General features: G+C 70.0%; 21 protein-coding genes. 15 read left to right on the forward strand and 6 right to left on the reverse strand.

The features are described from left to right. Window positions 1-57: 57 nt before the first annotated feature. Both Pth03_RS07510 and Pth03_RS07515 read right to left on the reverse strand, forming a co-directional pair. A complete protein-coding gene (locus tag Pth03_RS07510) occupies window positions 58-294 on the reverse strand; it encodes a hypothetical protein (protein ID WP_239118831.1) in 237 nt (78 codons plus the stop codon). After that, window positions 284-1,885: a PspC domain-containing protein gene (locus Pth03_RS07515; protein WP_203943404.1), complete on the reverse strand. Its 1,602-nt coding sequence runs from the start codon at window positions 1,883-1,885 to the stop codon at window positions 284-286. The genes Pth03_RS07510 and Pth03_RS07515 overlap by 11 nt, the downstream gene beginning before the upstream one ends. Window positions 1,886-2,075: 190 nt before the next feature. Between Pth03_RS07515 and Pth03_RS07520 the strand changes: the two genes are divergently transcribed. The 7 genes from Pth03_RS07520 to Pth03_RS07550 all read left to right on the forward strand — a co-directional run bounded on the left by Pth03_RS07520 (window position 2,076) and on the right by Pth03_RS07550 (window position 7,646). Next, entirely contained in the window at window positions 2,076-2,336 is a 261-nt protein-coding gene (locus tag Pth03_RS07520; protein ID WP_203943405.1) for a hypothetical protein, read from the forward strand. Window positions 2,337-2,530: 194 nt separating this feature from the next. Beyond that, the gene (locus tag Pth03_RS07525; protein WP_203943406.1) at window positions 2,531-3,706 is read left to right on the forward strand and encodes an ATP-binding protein; all 1,176 of its coding nucleotides are present in this window, start codon (window positions 2,531-2,533) and stop codon (window positions 3,704-3,706) included. Next, window positions 3,706-4,344, forward strand: coding sequence for a response regulator (locus Pth03_RS07530; protein ID WP_203943407.1), 639 nt, complete (start codon window positions 3,706-3,708; stop codon window positions 4,342-4,344). The genes Pth03_RS07525 and Pth03_RS07530 overlap by 1 nt, the downstream gene beginning before the upstream one ends. A gap of 124 nt (window positions 4,345-4,468) precedes the next feature. Continuing rightward, window positions 4,469-5,437 carry a GlxA family transcriptional regulator gene (locus Pth03_RS07535; protein ID WP_203943408.1) on the forward strand — a complete coding sequence of 323 codons (969 nt, stop codon included), beginning with the start codon at window positions 4,469-4,471 and terminating at the stop codon, window positions 5,435-5,437. A 29-nt stretch (window positions 5,438-5,466) separates the two neighbouring features. Continuing rightward, a complete protein-coding gene (locus tag Pth03_RS07540) occupies window positions 5,467-6,123 on the forward strand; it encodes a DJ-1/PfpI family protein (protein ID WP_203943409.1) in 657 nt (218 codons plus the stop codon). 72 nt (window positions 6,124-6,195) lie between these two features. Continuing rightward, a complete protein-coding gene (locus tag Pth03_RS07545; protein WP_203943410.1) occupies window positions 6,196-6,867 on the forward strand; it encodes a neutral zinc metallopeptidase in 672 nt (223 codons plus the stop codon). 32 nt (window positions 6,868-6,899) lie between these two features. Next, complete coding sequence (locus Pth03_RS07550; RefSeq protein WP_239118832.1) at window positions 6,900-7,646, forward strand: CPBP family intramembrane glutamic endopeptidase; 747 nt, start codon at window positions 6,900-6,902, stop codon at window positions 7,644-7,646. On the opposite strand, the gene Pth03_RS07555 is transcribed toward Pth03_RS07550, so the two are convergent. Together Pth03_RS07555 and Pth03_RS07560 are read right to left on the reverse strand one after the other, a co-directional pair. Continuing rightward, window positions 7,631-8,368 carry an ABC transporter permease gene (locus tag Pth03_RS07555; protein WP_239118833.1) on the reverse strand — a complete coding sequence of 246 codons (738 nt, stop codon included), beginning with the start codon at window positions 8,366-8,368 and terminating at the stop codon, window positions 7,631-7,633. The genes Pth03_RS07550 and Pth03_RS07555 overlap by 16 nt on opposite strands. Before the next feature lie 63 nt (window positions 8,369-8,431). Next, on the reverse strand, window positions 8,432-9,148 hold the full coding sequence (locus Pth03_RS07560) for a PIG-L deacetylase family protein (RefSeq protein WP_203943411.1): 717 nt from the start codon (window positions 9,146-9,148) through the stop codon (window positions 8,432-8,434). 94 nt (window positions 9,149-9,242) lie between these two features. Here Pth03_RS07560 and pcrA point away from each other — a divergent pair, with 94 nt between their 5' ends. Next, window positions 9,243-11,486, forward strand: a complete 2,244-nt coding sequence (gene pcrA / locus Pth03_RS07565) for a DNA helicase PcrA (RefSeq protein ID WP_446687040.1) — start codon at window positions 9,243-9,245, stop codon at window positions 11,484-11,486. A 60-nt stretch (window positions 11,487-11,546) separates the two neighbouring features. Here the strand turns inward: pcrA and Pth03_RS41990 are convergent, their stop codons facing one another. After that, window positions 11,547-11,681, reverse strand: coding sequence for a hypothetical protein (locus tag Pth03_RS41990; protein ID WP_275413050.1), 135 nt, complete (start codon window positions 11,679-11,681; stop codon window positions 11,547-11,549). 29 nt (window positions 11,682-11,710) lie between these two features. Here Pth03_RS41990 and Pth03_RS07570 point away from each other — a divergent pair, with 29 nt between their 5' ends. The 5 genes from Pth03_RS07570 to Pth03_RS07590 all read left to right on the forward strand — a co-directional run bounded on the left by Pth03_RS07570 (window position 11,711) and on the right by Pth03_RS07590 (window position 17,402). Further along, the gene (locus Pth03_RS07570; RefSeq protein ID WP_203943412.1) at window positions 11,711-11,908 is read left to right on the forward strand and encodes a hypothetical protein; all 198 of its coding nucleotides are present in this window, start codon (window positions 11,711-11,713) and stop codon (window positions 11,906-11,908) included. A 792-nt stretch (window positions 11,909-12,700) separates the two neighbouring features. Continuing rightward, on the forward strand, window positions 12,701-13,102 hold the full coding sequence (gene icmB / locus Pth03_RS07575) for a coenzyme B12-dependent isobutyryl CoA mutase small subunit (RefSeq protein WP_203943413.1): 402 nt from the start codon (window positions 12,701-12,703) through the stop codon (window positions 13,100-13,102). A gap of 157 nt (window positions 13,103-13,259) precedes the next feature. After that, a complete protein-coding gene (gene sucC, locus Pth03_RS07580; RefSeq protein WP_203943414.1) occupies window positions 13,260-14,441 on the forward strand; it encodes an ADP-forming succinate--CoA ligase subunit beta in 1,182 nt (393 codons plus the stop codon). After that, the gene (sucD, locus tag Pth03_RS07585) at window positions 14,441-15,316 is read left to right on the forward strand and encodes a succinate--CoA ligase subunit alpha (RefSeq protein WP_203943415.1); all 876 of its coding nucleotides are present in this window, start codon (window positions 14,441-14,443) and stop codon (window positions 15,314-15,316) included. The genes sucC and sucD overlap by 1 nt, the downstream gene beginning before the upstream one ends. A gap of 493 nt (window positions 15,317-15,809) precedes the next feature. Further along, a complete protein-coding gene (locus tag Pth03_RS07590; RefSeq protein WP_203943416.1) occupies window positions 15,810-17,402 on the forward strand; it encodes a cell division protein PerM in 1,593 nt (530 codons plus the stop codon). Window positions 17,403-17,409: 7 nt separating this feature from the next. Here Pth03_RS07590 and Pth03_RS07595 read toward each other — a convergent pair whose 3' ends face one another. Continuing rightward, the gene (locus Pth03_RS07595; protein WP_203943417.1) at window positions 17,410-17,814 is read right to left on the reverse strand and encodes a hypothetical protein; all 405 of its coding nucleotides are present in this window, start codon (window positions 17,812-17,814) and stop codon (window positions 17,410-17,412) included. Between the two features lie 189 nt (window positions 17,815-18,003). On the opposite strand from Pth03_RS07595, the gene purN reads away from it, so the two are divergent. Both purN and purH read left to right on the forward strand, forming a co-directional pair. Then, on the forward strand, window positions 18,004-18,681 hold the full coding sequence (purN, locus tag Pth03_RS07600) for a phosphoribosylglycinamide formyltransferase (RefSeq protein ID WP_239118870.1): 678 nt from the start codon (window positions 18,004-18,006) through the stop codon (window positions 18,679-18,681). A gap of 32 nt (window positions 18,682-18,713) precedes the next feature. Beyond that, on the forward strand, window positions 18,714-20,255 hold the full coding sequence (purH, locus tag Pth03_RS07605; RefSeq protein WP_203943419.1) for a bifunctional phosphoribosylaminoimidazolecarboxamide formyltransferase/IMP cyclohydrolase: 1,542 nt from the start codon (window positions 18,714-18,716) through the stop codon (window positions 20,253-20,255). Window positions 20,256-20,258 lie beyond the last annotated feature (3 nt).

A 20,258-nucleotide genomic window follows, 5' to 3' on the forward strand; every position in this document is an offset into this window, starting at 1 on the left:
AACCCCCTGTGTTCCTGGAAGTACGAAATGTTCACCGGGGGCCGGGAGCCGTCTGTGTTATCGGCGGATCGCCTTGGCGACGATGGCCACGAAGGCCGCGAAGCCCAGCCCGCCCACGAGCAGGGGGGCCATGATGACGGCGTTCGGCGCCGCCCCGGTCAGGTAGGTCACCCCGACGCCCGTGAAGAGCAGCCCGCACAGCAGGGCCATCCAGTCGGTCCTGTGCACGCGGCGCGGCCGGCCGGCCGCGTCAGGCGGCGCTTCCATGGGGCCGCCCGTCACGTCAGGCTCCACGGCGCACATCCACGTCGCCGACCCCGGCCTTCACGTGCAGCTCGATCGTCGGCGCGTCGCCGGTGCCCGTCACCTCGGGCTCGAGCACGCGGTCGAACTGCACGTCGGCCCCGTCTTCGACCTTTTGGTCGATCCTGACCTCGCCCAGCCGGGTGTACCCGTACACCTCGACCCGCGCGGTCGGGGGCACGATCACCGTGAGCTGCCCGACCGAGACCGACGCGTTGAATCTCACCTGCGTGCCCGGTGAGAGCGGGAGGTCGGTCAGGTCGAGCTTCCCTTCGCCCATGCCCAGCGTGTAGTCCTGGCCGGCCTGCGAGACGCTCACAGGGCGCCAGACGAAGCTGCCGATCTTCTTCGGAATTCCGTTCACCGTCGACCCCGCGACAAGGACCAGCGACACGAATATGCCGGCGACGACGAGCCCCGCCCCCCGGCCGAACCACGTCGCGACGAGCAGGCCCGCCCCGATCGTGACGAGGACCGCCCCGCCGACCATCGGCAGGTTGACCGAGCCGGTGCCCGACTGCTGCACCGCAGCCATGACTCCTCCAACGATGAGCGCCAGCCAGAGGGTGAGTCCGCCGACGAATGACTTGGGACGTTTCGCCTTGACCCGCTTCGGGGGTGCCGGCGGTGGAGTCGGCACAGGCGGCGGCTCCGCGGGCCGGTACGGCTCGCGCACCGTGTAGGGACCGTGTGGTGCGAAAGGCTCCCCGGAGGCGTAGCCGTACGTGCCGGCCCTGGCCTCCCTGGCGAGATCGGACAGCCGCCGGTAGCCGCCCGCGGCGGTTGGCGCCTCCGTTCCCGGGGATGCGGCTCCCGGGGCGGCCTGGCCCGCGGGGCTCGCTTCCGGGCGCGTCGGCTCCGGGGATTCGGCGACCCTCGTGGGCTCGGTGTCCCCGGTCGCCTGCCCGGTTGGCTGCGCTGTGGTCGGCTCGGGCGCCTGTGCCGTGGTTTCGGCTGTGGTCTGTGCTGTGGTCTGCGCCGCTGCTTGCTCGGGGGCCTGCTGGGGGGACGCCGCGTACGCGGTGCTCCCGGCGGGCCGCCCGCCGTACGGTCCGGGGGCCTGCGGCGCCCAGCCGTACGAAGAGGAGGACGGGGACGTGCGGGTCATGCCGCGCCGTCCGATCGCCCGGTCGGGCACCGACTTCGCCATCGTCAGCAGGTCGACGCCGCGCGCGTGCGCCGCGAGCAGCACGATGGCGAGCAGCGTGCCGACCACGATCGTGCCCCGGCTGATGCCGCCGGAGGCGACGTTGATGATCAGACCGAACGCGAAGACCGCCGCCATGAGCGCCAGCACGGTTTCGGCGTCGAACATCCGGTGCGTCCACCGCTCCAGATGGCCGGCGCCGCCGGTGGGCTCGCGCATCAGCAGGTATGCCGCCACGTAGAGCAGGAACCCGATCCCCGAGGCGAGGACGAGTACGGCGAAACCCACCCGGAACAGGACCGGGTCCATCCCCGTGTACCGGCCGAGACCGGCGCACACGCCGGTGAGCATTCGGCCGGGGCCGCCACGGCTGAGCACCCGCTCGGGCTCGGGCCCGGAAGCGGGTTCGTCGGTGACGGGTTGTGCCTCGGTCATGGCTCCATCCTGTCGTCGCGGCTCTCCCCGGCACCATCGGGGGAACCCCTGACTCGTCCCCGACCCGCCCGGAGTCTCGCGGAAAACCGGCCGGCGGGGTATCAAAGAGATCAGAGCGGTGAGCCCGGGGTGATGCGCGCCAAAGGGCACGCAGAGGATCACCAGATCGGAGGAGCGCGATCATGGTTCTGTGAGCGGCAGATGGGTGGGGCCCACGGTGAGTGCGGTCGCCGGGCTCGGATCGGCCGTCCTGGCATCCGGTCAGCCGACCCCTCTTCCCATCCTCGCGATCGTGGTCGGCGTGACGGCGGTGTCGATGACACTGATCGTGGTCATCGCCCTGACCGCGGTGTTCTCACAGTCCCGTGGGGACCGGGCACTCGAGGTGCTCGCGTTGCTCGTCGGACGGCGGGAGCCGGAGCCCGGAGGTGACGCCGAGCTCGAACTCTGATCCCGCGCCCGAGCGACCCGGCGGAACGTGCCTCTATCGTCGGAAGGGACGACCCCGAGAGCGGGCGGCCGTTCTCGGGGAGGAGCCAGGGCATGCCCTGATGCGCGTCATGGACGGGCGTGTGACGATGCTTGCCGAGATGTCGCCTGTCCTCACCAGTCCCAGAAACCGGGCCGAGATTGCTGGAAACCGAAATGTCCCACGCGCCTGAGGCCTATCCGAGGCTCGTCAGGCCCGTCAAGGGCCGCGTGATCGCGGGTGTGGCCCAGGGGGCCGCCGCCCAGCTGCGGCTCGACCCGGTCGTGCTGCGGCTGGCCTTCGTGCTGCTCACCGTGATCGACGGGCTCGGATTCGTGGCCTACGCCGCATTGTGGATGTTCACCCCCAAGGAGCAGGTCAAGGGCCGCGGGCCGGCCCGCGACTGGGGGCAGTTCGCCGCGTACGGCGTGCTTTGGCTGGTGCTGGCCGGCTTCGGCTGGGTGACGGGAGCCTCCAGCGGAGGTTTCGGCAGCTGGCCGATCGCGGTCGGAGGCATCGGCGCGCTCATCCTGTGGCAGCAGGCCGACCCCGGCAGGCGGCAGCGATGGATGACCGGCGCGGTCAAGCAGGTCAGGACGACCTGGGTGCGTACGATCATCGGCGCGTTGCTGGTCGCGGTCGGCGCCGTCGGCTTCCTCGCGGCCAGCGGAGAGCTCGCCAAGGCCCGGACCGGTCTGGTGTTCACAGCGGTTGTCGTCGGCGGCATCCTGATGATCGCCGCGCCGTACCTCGCCTCCCTCGTCAAGGAACTTCAGAGGGAGCGGACCGAGCGCATCAGGCAGGAGGAGCGGGCCGAGGTCGCCGCGCACGTGCACGACTCGGTGCTGCACACGTTGACCCTCATCCAGCGCAACGCGCACGACCCGCGCGAGGTGACGCGCCTGGCCCGCTCGCAGGAGCGCGAGTTGCGCAACTGGCTCTACCAGCCCAAGCAGGACGCCGACGCCACCCTCGCGGCCGCCGTACGGAGAATCGCGGCGGAGGAGGAGGACGCTCACGGCGTGCCGATCGAGGTGGTCTGCGTGGGCGACTGCGAGCTGACGGAAGGCCTCTCGGCCTTGCTCCACGCCGCCAGGCAGGCCATGGTGAACGCGGCGAAATATTCTGAATCGCCGGTCATATCGGTCTACGCGGAGGTCGAGGCCGACGAGGTGACCGTGTTCGTGCGGGACCGGGGGAAGGGATTCGTGCTCGACGACATTCCAGAGGACCGGATGGGCATCCGCCAGTCGATCATCGGCAGGATGGAGCGCCATGGGGGGAGCGCCCGGGTCAGGACCGAGCCCGGTGACGGTACCGAGGTCATGCTGACCATGAAGAGGGACACCTGATGAAGACCGTGCGTGTGCTGATCGTCGACGACCACCGGTTGTTCCGGTCAGGCGTCCGGGCCGAGCTGGGCGAGTCGATCCAGGTCATCGGCGAGGCCGAGGACGTGGAGTCCGCCGTGCAGGCCATCGCCGAGTTGCAGCCCGACGTCGTCCTGCTCGACGTGCACATGCCGGGCGGCGGCGGCCAGGAGGTGCTTAAGCGGGTGCTCGGGTCCGGCTCCCAGGTGCGGTTCCTCGCCCTGTCGGTGTCGGACGCGGCAGAGGACGTGATCGGCGTGATCCGTGGAGGCGCACGCGGGTACGTCACCAAGACGATCAGCGGGGCCGAGCTGACCGACGCGATCATCCGGGTGTCCGACGGCGACGCGGTCTTCTCGCCGCGACTGGCGGGGTTCGTGCTGGACGCGTTCGCCTCGACCGAGGCCCCGCCCATCGACCCCGAGCTCGACTCGCTGACGCAGCGCGAGCGCGAGGTGCTGAGGCTGATCGCCCGGGGCTACGCCTACAAGGAGATCGCCAAGGAGCTGTTCATCTCGGTCAAGACGGTGGAGACGCACGTGTCGAGCGTGCTGAGGAAGCTCCAGCTGTCCAACCGCCACGAGCTGAGCCGCTGGGCCACCGCCCGCCGCCTCGTGTAGGCAGGGGCCGCCACCAGCACCGACCCGCCCCTGGAACTCACATGGATCTGGTGGCAGGCCTGGTGGCGGGAATCGTCATATTCGTGTCCTTGCCGCCATTACGAGGCGCGGCCACGATGAATGGGTGACCAGCCGGCGCATCGTATTCGCTGTCTTCCCGGATTTCCAGATCCTCGACCTCACCGGACCTCATGAGGTGTTCACGCAGGCCGGCCGCATTACCGGCGGCGTCGTCATCGAAACGGTGGCCGGCGCATCCGGTCCTGTGTCGTCAAGCGGCGGCCTCGCGATCTCCCCCACCTTGACCGTCGATGAGGCCGCCGGGCCGGTGGACACGCTCATCGCGGTGGGGGGTGGAGGCGTCCACAGGGCATGCGAGGACGCACGCTTCGTCGACTGGTTGGCTCGGACCGCCCGAAACGCCCGGCGTACGGCTTCGGTGTGCAGCGGGGCCTTCCTGCTCGCCGCCGCCGGCCTGCTCGACGGACGGCGCGCGGTCACCCACTGGTCGCGCTGCGACGAACTGGCCGAGCGGTATCCGCAGGTCACAGTCGATCCTGATCCGATCTTCGTCCGCGATGGTGACGTGTGGACCTCGGCCGGTATCACCGCGGGAATGGACCTCGCGCTCGCCATGACGGAGGACGACCATGGGCCCGAGGTCTCCCGTGCCGTCGCCCGCCAGATGGTGATGTTCGTCCAACGCCCCGGAGGACAAGCGCAGTTCAGCGCCCAACTCGCTGCTCAGCGGCCGGAACGGTCGGCGCTGCGCGATGTCCTCGGATGGATCGCCGACCACCCCGACAGCGACCTCACCGTGCCCACCCTGGCCGCCCGCGCCGCGATGAGCGAACGGAACTTCACGCGCGTCTTCCGTGCCGAGACCGGCCACACTCCAGCCGCGTACGTCGAAAACGCCCGCATCGAGGCCGCCAGGCGGCTCCTGGAGACCACCGCCATCACCCTGGAAGCGGTGGCCCAGGCCTGCGGATTCGGCACTGTCGCGACCCTGCACCGCAGTTTCAGGCGGACCGTTCAGGTCACCCCTGGTGAGTATCGCAAGTACTTCTCCGCGCACACCGCACTCGTCTGACGGCTGCGGCATCTCAGAAAGGCTCACTCATGCGCATCGCCATCCCCCTCCTTGACGGATTCACCGCGCTCGACGTCGTCGGACCGTACGAGGTTCTTCGCATGCTGCCGGGATCCGACGTCGTCTTCGTCGGCGCGGCGACCGGACCGTACGCGGACGACAACGGCGCGCTCTCGCTCGTCGCGACGGCCACGTTTTCTGCCGTCACAGAAGCCGATGTGCTTGTGGTGCCCGGTGGTCCCGGTGCTTGGCGCAGCCTGGGCGACGAGTCGCTGCTCGACTGGATCCGCGGTGTCCACGCCTCTGCGGAGTGGACGACGTCGGTGTGCACCGGCTCCCTGCTGCTTGGCGCGGCCGGCCTGCTCGACGGCCTGGAGGCCACCACACATTGGGGGGCCGTAGACGCCCTGGAGTCGTATGGCGCCACGTACACGGGACGTCGCGTCGTGGAGCAGCCTGGTGGCATCGTGACCGCCGCGGGAGTCTCCTCGGGAATCGACATGGCACTGCGGCTGGCCGAGCTGATCGCGGGGAGGGTCGCTGCCGAGGCGTTCCAGCTCGCCATCGAGTACGACCCGCAACCGCCCTTCGACTCCGGCTCGTACGCCAAGGCGTCCCAAGAAGCGAAGGATTACCTGGCAGGCCACGCGCGCGGCACGGTTGGGCCCAAGTCGGCCGGCGCATGACCGGGTTTCCTGGAGCACATGCAGGCCGGTCCGTCTCTGGGATCAGCATCTGAAATCGGCAATTATGACGGAATGATCCTTCGACGGCTTCTCCCTCTTGCCCTCGCGGGACTGCTGATCGCAGCCTGCGCCGGCGGGCCGCCGGACCAGACGGAAACGCGCGCCACTCCCGGGCGGCAATGCGACGCGACAGGTGAGGACTTCGCCGGCGACGTCGAGCTGGCCCGGTGCCTCACCGAACGGTTCTGGGCGCGGCGGTTCCAGGAGAGCGGAGGGACGTATACGCCGGTCGACCGTTTCGTCGCCTACGCAGGCGACGACGGGCCCGACTGCGGCGGGCAGCCCTCGGTGCCCAACAACGCGTTCTACTGCCCCAGCGGGCACTTCATCGCCTACGACGCCCGCTGGCTGGAGGCGATGTACAACCGCATGGGCGACGGTGCCGTCTACGTGGTCATCCCGCACGAGTTCGGCCACGCCGTACAGGCTCAGCTGGCGGGTGACTTCCAATTCAACGTGCAGCGGGAGCTGCAGGCCGACTGCTATGCGGGGGCCACGCTCAGCGGCCTGATCCAGGAGGGGATGATCAAGGCCGACGATGGCGACGACACCGAACTGCTCGCCAACCTCGCGGCGGCGGGCGACCCGACCGACGCCTGGTGGGCGCCGGACGCCCACGGCACCCCGGCCCAGCGGCAGACCTCGTTCGTCGAGGGATACCAGCGGGGCACCGGCACCTGCTGACGCGGGCGCTCCGCGGGTGGCAGCATGACGGCGTGGGCACGACGGCGGAACCTCCGCGCACCGTGACGCCGATCGCGTGCGCGCTGGGCGTGCTGGCGGCGGCGAACGTGCTGAACAACCGGGTTGCGAGACGCTGGGCGCCGGCCACCTCCGGAGCCGCCGCCCTGGCCCTACTCACCGTCGCCCGGCGGGACGGCCTCGGGTGGCAGGAGCTCGGCTTCGAGCAAGCCGGCCGGGGCGCGCGGGCCGGCGGCCTGCTGGCGGCGGCCGTCGCGGCCGGGTACACGGCGGGGGTCGCCATGCCGAGGACCCGCCCCCTGTTCCTCGACGAGCGCGCACTGGCGTTGTCCCGCGTACGGCTGGCCGAGGAGGTCCTCGTCCAGGTGCCGTTCGGGACCGTGCTTCTGGAGGAGGTCGCCTTCCGGGGCGTGCTGCCCGCCCTCCTGGCCCGCCGGACCTCCCCGCGCGCGGTAGGCGTCGTGTCCGCGGCGTTGTTCGGGCTGTGGCACGTGCTCCCGGCGGCGGACATGGCCAGGGCCAACCCCGCGCTGGCCGGTGCCGTACGAGGCGGTCGCCTGGCCCGGGTCGTGGCGGGGACGGTCGTGTCCACCGCCGCGGCCGGAATGCTCTTCCACGGGCTGCGCCGCAGAGGCGGGCTGCTCGCTCCCGCCCTGCTCCACGTCGCGACGAACTCGTTCGGCTATGTCGCGGCCCGCCTCGCCCGGCGCGTCGCTGACAGGGACGGGGCGGACAGGGACGGGGCTCAGGCGGTGAAGTAGCCCCGCGCGGTCAGCTCGATGGTCACGACCACCGCCACGGCCTCCGCGGCGAGCAGCGCGACCAGGACGGCCACCTGGACGATGCCGGCCTGCACGGGGCCGGCGCCCGCGAGCATCATGCCGACGAACGCGCCGGGCAGCGTGACCAGGCCGACGGTCCGTGTCTGGTCGAGCGCCGGAATCAGCGCCTGGGAGGCCGCCGGCCTGCAGATCTCCAGCCTGGCGTCACGTACGGAGAACCCCAGGGACAGGGCCGCCTCGACCTCGCCGCGGCGCCCTTCCAGCTCGTCGCGCGCCCGCCGCCCCGCGTGGGAGGTGGCGGTCAGGCAGCCGCCCAGGAGGATTCCGGTGATGGGGATGAGGGCCATGCCCGTCACCGGCACCACCCGCGAGACGACCATGATGAGGAGCACCGGCACCGTGCCGCACGCGATCGGCAGGCCGGCCCACAGGGCGGTACGGTCACGCGCGATCCTGCGGCCGGCGGTGACACTGGCCACGCCGTACATCAGGAGCAGGAAGAGCGCGGCGGCGGGCAGAAACCGGATCGCCCCGACGATCACGAAGGACACCACGGCGAGCTGCACGGCGGCCCGGATCGCCGCGGTGACGATCGCCGCGGTGTGGCCGAGCCGTCCGACGGCGGCGACCGCGGCCGCCGCGACGACCAGCAGGGCCACCACCACGCCGAGCTGCGGGGTGACCTGAAGCAGCGTGTTCACGCCTTTGATCCTGCCCGCAGCCGCTCGCAGCTTCTCAGGGGCCTCCCAGGGGTCTCGCCCAGGTCAGGCGGTGACCACCCGCTGGAACGCCTCGGCGAACGAGCCCTCGGGCAGGCCCGCCTTCGCGGCGTTCGCCGACAGCCAGCCCTTCACGAAGGAGTCGAGGTCGTCCATGTGCCCGGTCTGGCTCTCGTGCGCCCGCAGGGCGGCGATCTTGCGGTCCACGGTGGCGGTGACGTCGACGTAATGGTCCGCCGTCATCGACCCCATCAGCCACACCTCGCTCACCGTCCAGGCTTCCAGGCCCTCGTCCACCAGCAACTCGGGGAAGGCGTACGGGTTGCGCGCGTCCGGGTAGACGGCGTCGAGGGTCGCGCCGCCGACGGCCCGGTGGTCGGGATGGCTGGGGCCGAGGCGCGCATAGTTGCGGTCGGGGGTCGAGGTGAGCACGAGGCCGGGCCGCACCTGCCTGATCACACGGGCGATGTCGCGCCGGAGGCCGATCGACTGCTCGACCATGCCGTCCGGGTAGCCGAGGAAGCGGATGTCGGTGACACCCACGCACGCGGCCGCGGCCGTCTGCTCGGCCCGCCTCACCGACGCCATGCCGCCGTTGTCGACCGTCCGGTCGAATCCGCCGGCGTCGCCATCGGTGACCAGGCAGTACACGACGTCGGCGCCCGCGTCGACGAACTTGGCGATCGCCCCCGATCCGCCGAAATCGATGTCGTCAGGGTGCGCGGTCACCACGAGAACGGTCTTGAACTCGGCGTCGAGCATTGCAGGCGGCCTCCTTGTTGTGGCAACTCACCCTAAAGGGGGCGTGATAGCCGCCGAGGCACCGGATGTCGGTGGACGGTCATACCCTTAGGAGGTGTCCACCGGAACCGCCACCCATCCCTTGCTCGACGGCCTGAACGCCCAGCAGTGCGAAGCCGTCATCCATCAGGGCAGCCCCCTGCTGATCGTGGCGGGGGCGGGCTCCGGCAAGACCCGGGTGCTCACGCATCGCATCGCCTATCTGCTGGCCGAGCGCCACGTGCAGCCGTCCGAGATCCTTGCGATCACCTTCACCAACAAGGCCGCCCGCGAGATGAAGGAGCGGGTGGACCGGCTCGTCGGCCCGCGCTCCAAGGCGATGTGGGTCATGACGTTCCACAGCGCCTGCGTGCGGATCCTGCGCCGTGAGGCCAAGCGGCTGGGCTTCACCGGCAGCTTCTCGATCTACGACCAAGCCGACTCCCAGCGGTTGATGGCGCTGGTGTGCCGCGAACTCGACCTCGACCCCAAGCGGTATCCGCCGAGGTCGTTCTCGGCCCAGGTGAGCAACTTCAAGAACGAGCTGATCGACTACGAGACGGCGGCCGAGCGCGCCCAGACGCACCTGGAACGCACGCTCGCTGAGGCGTACAAGACCTATCAGCAGCGGCTCACCGAGGCCGGCGCGATGGACTTCGACGACCTCATCATGCTCACCGTCACCCTGTTCCAGCTCTTCCCCGAGGTGGCCGAGCACTACCGGCGGCGGTTCCGCCACGTGATGGTCGACGAGTACCAGGACACCAACCACGCGCAGTACGTGCTGGTCCGCGAGCTGGTCGGAAGGCCCGAGCTCAAGACCGCCGACGGCGACGTGGTGCGGGAGGGCGTCGAGCCGGCCGAACTGGTCGTGGTGGGCGACGCCGACCAGTCGATCTACGCCTTCCGCGGCGCCTCGATCCGCAACATCCTGGAGTTCGAGCGCGACTACCCGGACGCGAAGACGATCCTGCTGGAGCAGAACTACCGCTCCACGCAGACGATCCTCAACGCGGCCAATGCCGTGATCTCCAGGAACGAGAGCCGCAAGCCCAAGAACCTGTGGTCGGAGCAGGGTGCCGGGCCGAAGATCGTCGCCTATGTGGCCGACAACGAGCACGACGAGGCCATGTTCGTCGCCCAGGAGGTCGACAGGCTCTCCGACGACGAGGGCGTCACCGCGGGCCAGGTGGCGATCTTCTACCGGACCAACGCGGCCTCCCGCGTCTTCGAAGAGATCTTCATTCGCACCGGCCTGCCGTACAAGGTCGTGGGCGGGGTGCGGTTCTACGAGCGCAAGGAGGTCAAGGACCTGCTCGCCTACCTGCGGGTCCTGGCCAACCCGAGCGACACGGTCTCCCTGCGGCGCATCCTCAACGTGCCCAAGCGCGGCATCGGCGACCGGGCCGAGGCGATGATCGAGGCGTTCGCCGGGCGCGAGCGGATCAGCTTCTGGGAGGCGCTGCGGCGGGCCGACGCGGCCCCCGGCCTGGCCACCCGCTCGCTCAACGCCGTCAAGGAGTTCACCGCGCTGCTCGACGACCTGCGCGGCAAGGAGCTGCCGCTGTCGGAACTGGCGGAGGAGGTGCTCAACAGCACCGGATACCGCACCGAGCTGGAGACCTCCGGCGACCCGCAGGACGAGAGCCGCCTGGAGAACCTCAACGAGCTGATCTCGGTCGCGGCCGAGTTCGAGGCGGCCAACGAGGAGGGCACGCTGGTCGACTTCCTCGAGCAGGTCTCGCTGGTCGCCGACGCCGACCAGATCCCCGAGGGCGAGGACCACGGCGGCGTCGTCACGCTGATGACCCTGCACACGGCCAAAGGCCTGGAATTCCCCGTTGTGTTCCTCACCGCGATGGAGGACGGCGTCTTCCCGCACATGCGCTCGCTGAGCGACGCCAAGGAGCTGGAGGAGGAGCGCCGTCTCGCGTACGTCGGGATCACCCGGGCCGAGCAGCGGCTCTACCTCTCCCGGGCGGCCGTGCGGACCTCCTGGGGCGCGCCCTCGTTCAACCCCGCCTCGCGGTTCCTGTCGGAGGTGCCGGGCGATCTCATCGACTGGCGCGGCGACCCCGGCAAGAACGCCTGGTCGGCCGCCACGTCTCGCACACCCGCCCGTACGGCTCCCGCGAAGCAGACGGGCGGCAAGGAGATCCCGAACCTCTCACCGGGCGACCGGGTCACGCACGACTCATTCGGCCTCGGCACGGTGGTCGCCGTTGAGGGCGCGGCGGAGAAGACCCGTGTGAAGATCGACTTCGGCAGCTCGGGGGAGAAGACGCTGCTCCTGGCCTACGCCAAGGTCGAGAAGCTCTGACCTGGGCCGGGCCGGCCCTCACCGAGGTGGGGGCCGGCCCGGTTCCACGAGAGGCGCGGACTAGAGGATGGCCTGGGCGAGCCGAGAGGCCTGGGCGAGCCGAGAGGTCGGGTCGGGGGGAGTCGTGGGGTCGTCGGGCGGAGTCAGGTCGGCGAGCCCGGCGACCTGGCTGGCCGGCGGAGCCTTCAGCGACACCTTGGCACCCCAGTGGGCGTAGGACGAGGGTGAACGTCGTCCCCGGCATGCCGACCGCTCCGCCGTTGTACGAGCTCACCAGGCGTGTGATCACGCCCTTGCTGGTGACGTACAGCTTCCAGGAGACCTTGGTCTTGGCCTCGGAGCCCGTGGGGCGCACGCCGACCGAGTACCGGAACCAGCTGGAGACGTTCCACAGGTCCGCGAAGGTGGTCGTGCCGCTGTAGGTGCTGCCCTTCCGCTTTCCGTGTGACAGCAGCCCCTGAAGCGTGCGCGGCTCGGTGACGCCGATGAGCTGCCCGAAGGCGCTGTTCAGCCCGCCTACCGGGCCCTTGGGGTACTTAAGCCAGGTCTTGCCCTTGGGCAGGAAGTCGGCGAAGAGGCCGCCCTTGATGTATGACGTCGTGCCGATGCGGATCGTCCGCTCCGGCTTGAGAAGGCTCGCCAGTTCCTTCGGCACGTCCTTGACCTGGGGAGCGGAGAGGTTGAACTTGGCGGTGAGATCCGACGCGGCCAGCCCGCTCTTGTTGAACTGGAACTTGCCGGACCGCTGCAGCAAGAGATTGGAGCGCCCAGCCTGCTTCACAGAGGTGCGGTCGGTGAACGCGGCACCACGGCCGGACACGAACTGCTTCTTGAGCACGGTCACGGGGTTCGGCAGGGTCTGGGCCTGCGCGGGGGTGGCGAGCGCCGACGCGAGAACCGCAGCCGTCGTAGCGCATGCCACAGTGGCGAGAATTCGCCTCATGGGTATTCCTCCCGTATGCGCCCTTGTTTCGACAAAGGGCAGCCCGCACATGCTCCTCGCAAATGATCACGTGGTGATCACGAGTGGCGGTACGGGGGATGAGTGCCTGACATACACCATGTGCGCCGCCGGTTTCCCCGCGAGCGGCTCCGGGTGATTACGCTTCGGGCAGCGGGCACGCTATCGAGGCGACATGGCCTCGGGTACGGCCGGGCGCGCGATCCGCGCCCTTCGGCGTCGTACCTTGGCGCGCATCACTCGGGAGGTCTTGATGGAAGCCAGGATCCGCGTCGTCGTCGCCAAACCCGGCCTCGACGGGCATGACCGGGGAGTCAAGCTGGTGGCCAGGGCGCTGCGCGACGCGGGCATGGAGGTCGTCTACACCGGGCTGCACCAGACGCCGGAACAGATCGTCCACGCCGCGATCCAGGAGGACGCGGCGGCGATCGGCCTGTCGATCCTGTCCGGGGCGCACATGACGTTGTTCGCCAGGGTCATCGAGATCCTGCGCGAGAAGGGCGCCGACGACATCGTCGTGTTCGGCGGCGGGATCATCCCCGAGGCCGACCTCCCCGAGCTTCACAAGATGGGCGTCGCGAAGATCTTCACTCCGGGAGCCACCACCCAGGAGATCGTCGACTGGGTCCGTACGGCTGTGCCCGCGTCAGTTTAGGATGATTTGCCTGCTCTTGACGTAATTCATTTTCTGTGGCATAGACCGTCGAGGACCCGATGACGTAGCCCGGTCGCGGCTAAGGCTAGGCTTCATGGGCGGAATCGCCGGGCGAGACGACGGCGCCTGGCCTCGACATCAAAAGGGACGGACCCTCGTGGACCTGTTCGAACATCAGGCGAAGGAGCTCTTCGCGGAGTACGGCATCCCGGTGCCGCGCGGCATCGTCGCGCACACCGCGGAGGAGGCGCGCGCGGCCGCCGAGCAGCTGACCGGCAAGGTTGTCGTCAAGGCCCAGGTCAAGACCGGCGGGCGTGGAAAGGCCGGCGGCGTCAAGGTGGCTGACGACGCCGCCGACGCGCACCAGAAGGCGACGCAGATCCTCGGAATGGACATCAAGGGCCACACGGTTCACAAGGTCCTGATCGAGGAGGCCAGCCAGATCGCGGAGGAGTACTACTTCTCCTTCCTGCTCGACCGGGCCAACCGGACCTTCCTGGCGATCTGCTCCGCGTCCGGTGGCATGGACATCGAAGAAGTGGCTCACACCGCGCCGGAGAAGGTCGCCAAGGTGCCGGTGAGCCCCCTGGACGGCATCGACCGCGCCACGGCGCGCCAGATCGCCGAGGCCGGCGGCCTGCCGCCGCAGGCGCTGGACGGCGCGGCCGAGCTCATCGAGAAGCTCTGGGCCGTCTTCGTCGATGAGGACGCCTCGCTGGTCGAGGTCAACCCGATGATCCTTTCGGCCGACGGCCAGGTGAAGGCCCTCGACGGCAAGGTCACCCTCGACGAGAACGCGAACTTCCGCCAGACCGAGCACTCGGCTTACGTCGACAAGGCCGCCGAGGACCCGCTGGAGGCCAAGGCCAAGGAGAAGCACCTCAACTACGTCAAGTTGGACGGCTCCGTCGGCATCATCGGCAACGGCGCCGGCCTGGTCATGTCCACGCTCGACGTGGTGGCGTACGCGGGCGAGGGCTTCGCCGGCCAGCCCAAGCCGGCCAACTTCCTCGACATCGGCGGCGGCGCCTCGGCCGAGGTCATGGCCAACGGCCTGGAGATCATCCTGTCCGACCCGTCGGTCAAGTCGGTCTTCGTCAACGTCTTCGGCGGCATCACCGCCTGCGACGCCGTCGCCAACGGCATCGTCTCCGCCTTCGAGCTCCTCGCGGGCCGGGGCGAGGCCGTGACACGCCCACTCGTCGTCCGCCTGGACGGCAACAACGCCGCTCTCGGGCGGCAGATCCTGGCCGACGCCGCACTCCCGGGCGTCGAGCTGGTCGACACGATGGACGATGCGGCCCAGCGTGCCGCCGAGCTCGCCGCGGTAGGTGCGTAATGGCCATCTGGCTCACAGCCGACAGCAAGATCATTGTTCAGGGCATGACCGGCGCGGAGGGCACCAAGCACACCCGCCGCATGCTCGCCTCCGGCGCCAAGGTCGTCGGCGGCGTCAACGCCCGCAAGGCCGGCACCGTGCACGAGGGCCTGCCCGTCTTCGGCACCGTCGCCGAGGCCATCTCCTCGACGGGTGCCGACGTCTCGGTGGTCTTCGTGCCCCCGGCGTTCACCAAGGACGCCGTCAAGGAGGCGATCGACGCCGAGATCCCGCTCTGCGTGGTGATCACCGAGGGTGTGCCGATCCACGACACCACCGAGTTCTGGGCCTACGCCGTGGCCAAGGGCAACAAGACCCGCATCATCGGGCCGAACTGCCCCGGCATCGCCTCGCCCGGCGCCTCCAACGCCGGCATCATCCCCGCCGACATCACCACGCCCGGCCGTATCGGCCTGGTGTCGAAGTCGGGCACGCTGACCTACCAGCTCATGTACGAGCTGCGTGACTTCGGCTTCTCGACGGCGGTGGGCATCGGCGGCGACCCGGTCATCGGCACCACGCACATCGACGCCCTGCAGGCGTTCCAGGACGACCCCGGCACCGACGCGATCGTGATGATCGGCGAGATCGGCGGCGACGCCGAGGAGCGGGCCGCGGCCTACATCGAGCAGCACGTGACCAAGCCGGTCGTCGCCTACGTGGCGGGCTTCACCGCTCCCGAAGGCAAGACCATGGGTCACGCGGGCGCCATCGTGTCCGGTTCCGCCGGTACGGCCCAGGCCAAGAAGGAGGCCCTGGAGAAGGTCGGCGTGCGCGTCGGCAAGACCCCCAGCGAGACCGCCCGCCTCATGCGCGAGGTCATGCAGTCCCGCTGACCTTCCCCCCCGGCAACGTGGGTGTGATCATGCAGAAGTTCGGGCGCCGGCCGCCTGACCGGCCCCGACTTCGCGCGTGATCATGCAGAAGTTCGGGGAAATGCCCGCTGACCAGGGGCGACGCCGTTCGTGATCATGCAGTAATTCGCGGACGGCCTGGTTGACGTGGGACTTCGTCGTTCGTGACCTTGCACCTTTCCGGGGCAAGGTCACAAACGTTTCGGGCGCCAACTGCATGATCACGGTTGGAGTTTTCGCAGGTGAAGGCAGGGATGTTCGAACTTCTGCATGATCACGCATCGTGTCGTGCCAGGTCGGCGGCCAGATCCTCGACCTTCTGCATGATCACGCCCAGGTGGAGACACGCCCAGGTGAAGACACGCCCAGGTGGAAACACCTCCAGTTGAACCACCCCGAGTTGGACGGTCCCAGTTGGGGTGGGGGCGGCGTGGCGGCGTGGAAATAACCGGAACGGCTGGGAGCATGGGGTATCGTGACGCCGCTTCTTGACCAGCTGCGGACAGCCCCTCGTGCCGTCCTCGGCCGCGCCTCCCAAGGCGATGACGAGGAGACACGGCGCCCCCTTCCCGTCTCCGGCATGCTGGCGGCCGTCTGGACGCTCGGCGCCGGCCTCGCCGTCCTCACCACCCTCACCCTCGTCGGCTGGATCGCGGCGCCGCTCAGCGCCTTCGGCGACAGCCTCCCCGGTGTCTTCCGTACGGCATGCCAGTTCTGGCTTGTGGCCCACCACGCCGGCTTCGCGATCCCCGGCGGCAGGATCGGCCTGTTGCCGCTGGGGCTGACGATCCTCCCCGGCGTCCTGCTCTACCGCGCCGGCCTGTGGATGGCCCGCGACGCCGACCTGCGGGTGCGCATGCCCGCACGGCTCCCCAAGGGCACCCCGCGAGATGCGGAGAACGCCCGCAGGCGTGCCCAGCTCAGGCTGGTCGCGCAGGCGGGGATCTCGCTCGCCGCGCCCTATTCGCTGCTCGCCGGGATGATCGCCCTGGTCGCCAGGAACGAGGTGACCCAGCCGTTCCTGGGTGAGGCGCTGGTCAGCCACCTCGTGCTCGCCTTCCTGGCGGGCTCGCTGGCCACCGCGCGCACCATCGGGCCATGGCGGTCGATGTTGCGGCTGCTGCCCGAGCGCCCGCGTTCGGTCGTGGCCGGTACGGCGGTGTCCATCACGTTGCTGCTCGTCGCGGGGGCGCTGCTGGTGCTGGGCGCGATCGTGGTCAACTTCGGGCAGATCAAAGACCTGTCGAGCGTCTTGGCCCCGGGATTCGTCGGCGGCCTGCTGCTCGCCCTCGTCGAGGCGTTGTACCTCGTGAACGCGGCGGTCTGGGGCATGGCCTACATCGCCGGCCCGGGATTCGCCATCGGTGCGGGCACGCTGGTCGCGCCGACCGGCGTCAAGCTCGGCGCCGTGCCCTCGCTGCCCCTGCTGGGAGCTCTGCCGGCCCCGGGCACCTCGCCCGCCTGGGTCATGGCCGTGATCGCCGTGCCGTTCGCCGTAGGGGCGGTCGCGGGCGTCGTGGTGGCGCGGACCGCCCCGACGCCGATGATCGAGGCCGCCCCGTTGTGGGGGTTCGTCTGCGGGCTCTGCACCGGGGCCATGGCGGGGACGCTGGCCGCGTTGTCCGGCGGCCCGCTCGGCGCGGCCAGGCTGTCGGCCATGGGGCCGTCTCCCTGGGAGGTGGCACTGTCGGTGACGCTGGAGGTCGGCGTGGCGGCGGGCATCTCGGCCGGGATCACCAACTGGTGGCTGATCTCCCGCAGGCCCGCCGCGACGCCTGAGCCGGTGCGCAAGGCGGGCGCCGTCATCGCCAAGGCCGCGAGCCGGGTGCGCCTGACCGAGAAGAACCCGCGGGTGCTCCCCGGCCACTGGCTGGACGCCACCGAGTCGGACACGCAGCCGATTCCGGTGGTCAAAGACGACTGGGCGCCCGACGATCACGCGGTCGCCGCGGCCGAGACCTTCGACGACATGAGGAAGAAGCGGCCGCGCACCGACATCGTGGACGAGTCCGACGACCGGGGCGGCCACGTGATCTACGTGGATCCCTACGCCTGGGACCGCGACTGACCCCGGCTCAGCCCATGACCGGGACGTCGTCCGGCCAGGGAATGCCGGTCTTGTCCTGGAACCCGCGCTTGAACTGGTCGGCGCACTCCTGCTGGGCCTCGACGGTGCCCGCACCCTTGTGGCATTCGTTGAACGCCGTGATCTCGCTGGAGAAGTACAGCTGGACGCCGACCGCGCCGGCGCCGATCAGGAAGGTCACCACGGAGACGACGACGGCGCTGGTGGCGAGCCCCAGCTTGCCGCGCCCCCGGTGGAGGGAGCGCAGGTCACGCACGGAGATGATGAACGCGAACACGGAAAGGGCCAGGCCGGCGGCGGGAAGGATGAAGGCGAAGACGAGCGCCATGACGGCGAGGCCGAGCGCCCTGCGGCCTCCTGCCTCCCGGGCCTGTATCTGAACGGGTGTTGTCACAGTCTCCTCGCCTCTTGTCCGGCCGGCCTCCGGGCGGCGTACCTCGACCGTCGTAGGTCGTGGTTTCCGGCGCCCGATACCCTTTGTGCTGCGCCGAGGGTGGCGGACCCTCCACGCGTGCACATGTCCACGGAATCATCTCTCCGCCATAACCCGCAAAACGAAGCCCGTATTCGAAGGAGTTCCACCCTGTCCTTCCGACTCGTGGTCCTCGTCTCCGGTTCGGGGACCAACCTACAAGCGCTGCTCGACGCCACGGCCGATGAGGCGTTCGGCGCGCGCGTAGTCGCCGTCGGCGCCGACCGTGACGGCATCGAGGGGCTCGCCCGGGCCGAACGTGCGGGAGTGCCGACGTTCGTGCGAAAAGTGAGCGATCACTCCGGCCGTGAGGCCTGGGATGAGGCGCTCGCGGAGCAGATCGCCGAGTTCAAGCCCGACCTCGTCGTCTCTGCGGGATTCATGAAGATCCTCGGGCCGCGGGTTCTCGGGATGTTCCCCGTGGTCAACACGCATCCGGCCCTCCTGCCCTCCTTCCCGGGCGCGCACGCCGTCCGCGACGCGCTGTCGTACGGCGTGCGCCTCACCGGCTGCACGGTGCACCTCGTGGACTCGGGTGTGGACACCGGTCCGGTGATCGCCCAGGAGGCCGTGGCCGTACGGGAGGGCGACGACGAGGATTCGCTGCACGAGCGGATCAAGGACGTCGAGCGGGGTCTTCTGGTCGAGATCGTCGGACGCATGGCCCGGTACGGCTGGACGGTCTCCGGCAGGACGGTCCGCCTCGGCGGCGAGCAGGGCGGCGAGTACGACGACCACGACGACCTCGGAAGAGACCTCCGAAACCAGGAAGACACCCACCGCCCGTGACACCGGCGGTGCAGATCAGGGAGGAGCACGAAGTGACCCGCATCGCCATCCGGCGCGCGTTGATCGCGGTTTACGACAAGACGGGGCTGGAGCAGCTGGCCAGAGGCCTTGAGGCCGCCGGCGTGGAGATCGTCTCGACGGGCGGAACCGCCGCCGCGATCGCCTCGTACGGCGTGCCGGTGACGAAGGTGGAGTCGCTGACCGGCTTCCCCGAGTGTCTGGACGGCCGGGTCAAGACGCTGCACCCCCGGGTCCACGCGGGGCTGCTCGCCGACGGCGAGAATCCCTCCCACGTCAAGCAGCTCGAAGAGCTGGAGATCGAGCCGTTCCAACTCGCGGTGGTGAACCTCTACCCGTTCGCCGAGACGGTCGCGTCGGGGGCGTCGGAGGCCGAGTGCGTCGAGCAGATCGACATCGGCGGCCCGGCCATGATCCGCGCGGCGGCCAAGAACCACAACACGGTGGCCGTGGTGGTCGACCCGTCGGCGTACGGCGAGGTGCTCGCCGCCGTGGAGGAGGGCGGGTTCACGCTGCCGGAGCGGCGGCGGCTCGCCGCGCTCGCCTACGCGCACACCGCGTCGTACGACGTGGCCGTGGCCTCGTGGTTCGCGAGCTCGTACGCGCCCGAGGGCCCGTGGCCGGCGTTCATGGGCGCGACGTGGCGGCGCTCGGCCACCCTCCGGTACGGGGAGAACCCCCACCAGGCGGCGGCGCTGTACTCCGCGCAGACGGACGGCCTGGCCAACGCCGAGCAGCTGCACGGCAAGGAGATGTCCTACAACAACTACGTGGACGCGGACGCCGCCTGGCGTGCCGCCTGGGACTTCGACGAGCCCTGCGTGGCGATCATCAAGCACGCCAACCCCTGTGGCATCGCGGTCGGCGCCGATGTGGCCGAGGCGCACCGCAAGGCGCACGCGTGCGACCCGGTGTCGGCCTACGGCGGCGTGATCGCGGTCAACGGTGAGGTGACCCGCGAGCTGGCCGAGCAGATCGCGCCGATCTTCACCGAGGTCGTCGTGGCGCCGTCCTTCGCGCCGGAGGCCCTGGCGGTGCTGACGGAGAAGAAGAACATCAGGCTCCTGGTGTGCCCGTCGCGTCCGGCCAACGCCGCCGAGTTCCGCAGGATCGACGGCGGCCTGCTGGTCCAGACGGTCGACCGGGTGGACGCGCCCGGCGACGACCCGGCCACATGGGAGCTCAAGGCGGGCCAGGCGGCCTCGGCCGAGGTGCTGGCCGATCTCGCGTTCGCCTGGAGGGCCTGCCGTTCGGTGAAGTCGAACGCCATCCTGCTGGCCTCCGGCGGCGCGACCGTCGGCGTGGGCATGGGCCAGGTCAACCGGGTCGACTCGGCGAGGCTCGCGGTGAGCCGGGCGGGTGAGCGTGCTGAGGGCGCCGTCGGCGCGTCCGACGCGTTCTTCCCCTTCGCCGACGGCCTGGAGGTGCTCGTGCAGGCAGGGGTCACGGCGATCGTCGAGCCGGGCGGGTCCGTCCGCGACGAGGAGGTCGTCGCCGCCGCCGAGGCCGCGGGCATCACGCTCTACTTCACGGGCACCCGCCACTTCTTCCACTGAGCA

The sequence above is a fragment of the Planotetraspora thailandica genome (assembly GCF_016863335.1).
Classification (GTDB): Bacteria; Actinomycetota; Actinomycetes; order Streptosporangiales; family Streptosporangiaceae; genus Planotetraspora; species Planotetraspora thailandica.

Bases quoted from the DNA above. Each gene is read 5' to 3' on its own strand.
- Pth03_RS07515 (WP_203943404.1), bottom strand. From the start codon at position 1,885: ATGACCGAGGCACAACCCGTCACCGACGAACCCGCTTCCGGGCCCGAG.
- Pth03_RS07525 (WP_203943406.1), top strand. From the start codon at position 2,531: ATGTCCCACGCGCCTGAGGCCTATCCGAGGCTCGTCAGGCCCGTCAAG.
- Pth03_RS07530 (WP_203943407.1), top strand. From the start codon at position 3,706: ATGAAGACCGTGCGTGTGCTGATCGTCGACGACCACCGGTTGTTCCGG.
- Pth03_RS07540 (WP_203943409.1), top strand. From the start codon at position 5,467: ATGCGCATCGCCATCCCCCTCCTTGACGGATTCACCGCGCTCGACGTC.
- Pth03_RS07545 (WP_203943410.1), top strand. From the start codon at position 6,196: ATGATCCTTCGACGGCTTCTCCCTCTTGCCCTCGCGGGACTGCTGATC.
- Pth03_RS07560 (WP_203943411.1), bottom strand. From the start codon at position 9,148: ATGCTCGACGCCGAGTTCAAGACCGTTCTCGTGGTGACCGCGCACCCT.
- icmB (WP_203943413.1), top strand. From the start codon at position 12,701: ATGGAAGCCAGGATCCGCGTCGTCGTCGCCAAACCCGGCCTCGACGGG.
- sucD (WP_203943415.1), top strand. From the start codon at position 14,441: ATGGCCATCTGGCTCACAGCCGACAGCAAGATCATTGTTCAGGGCATG.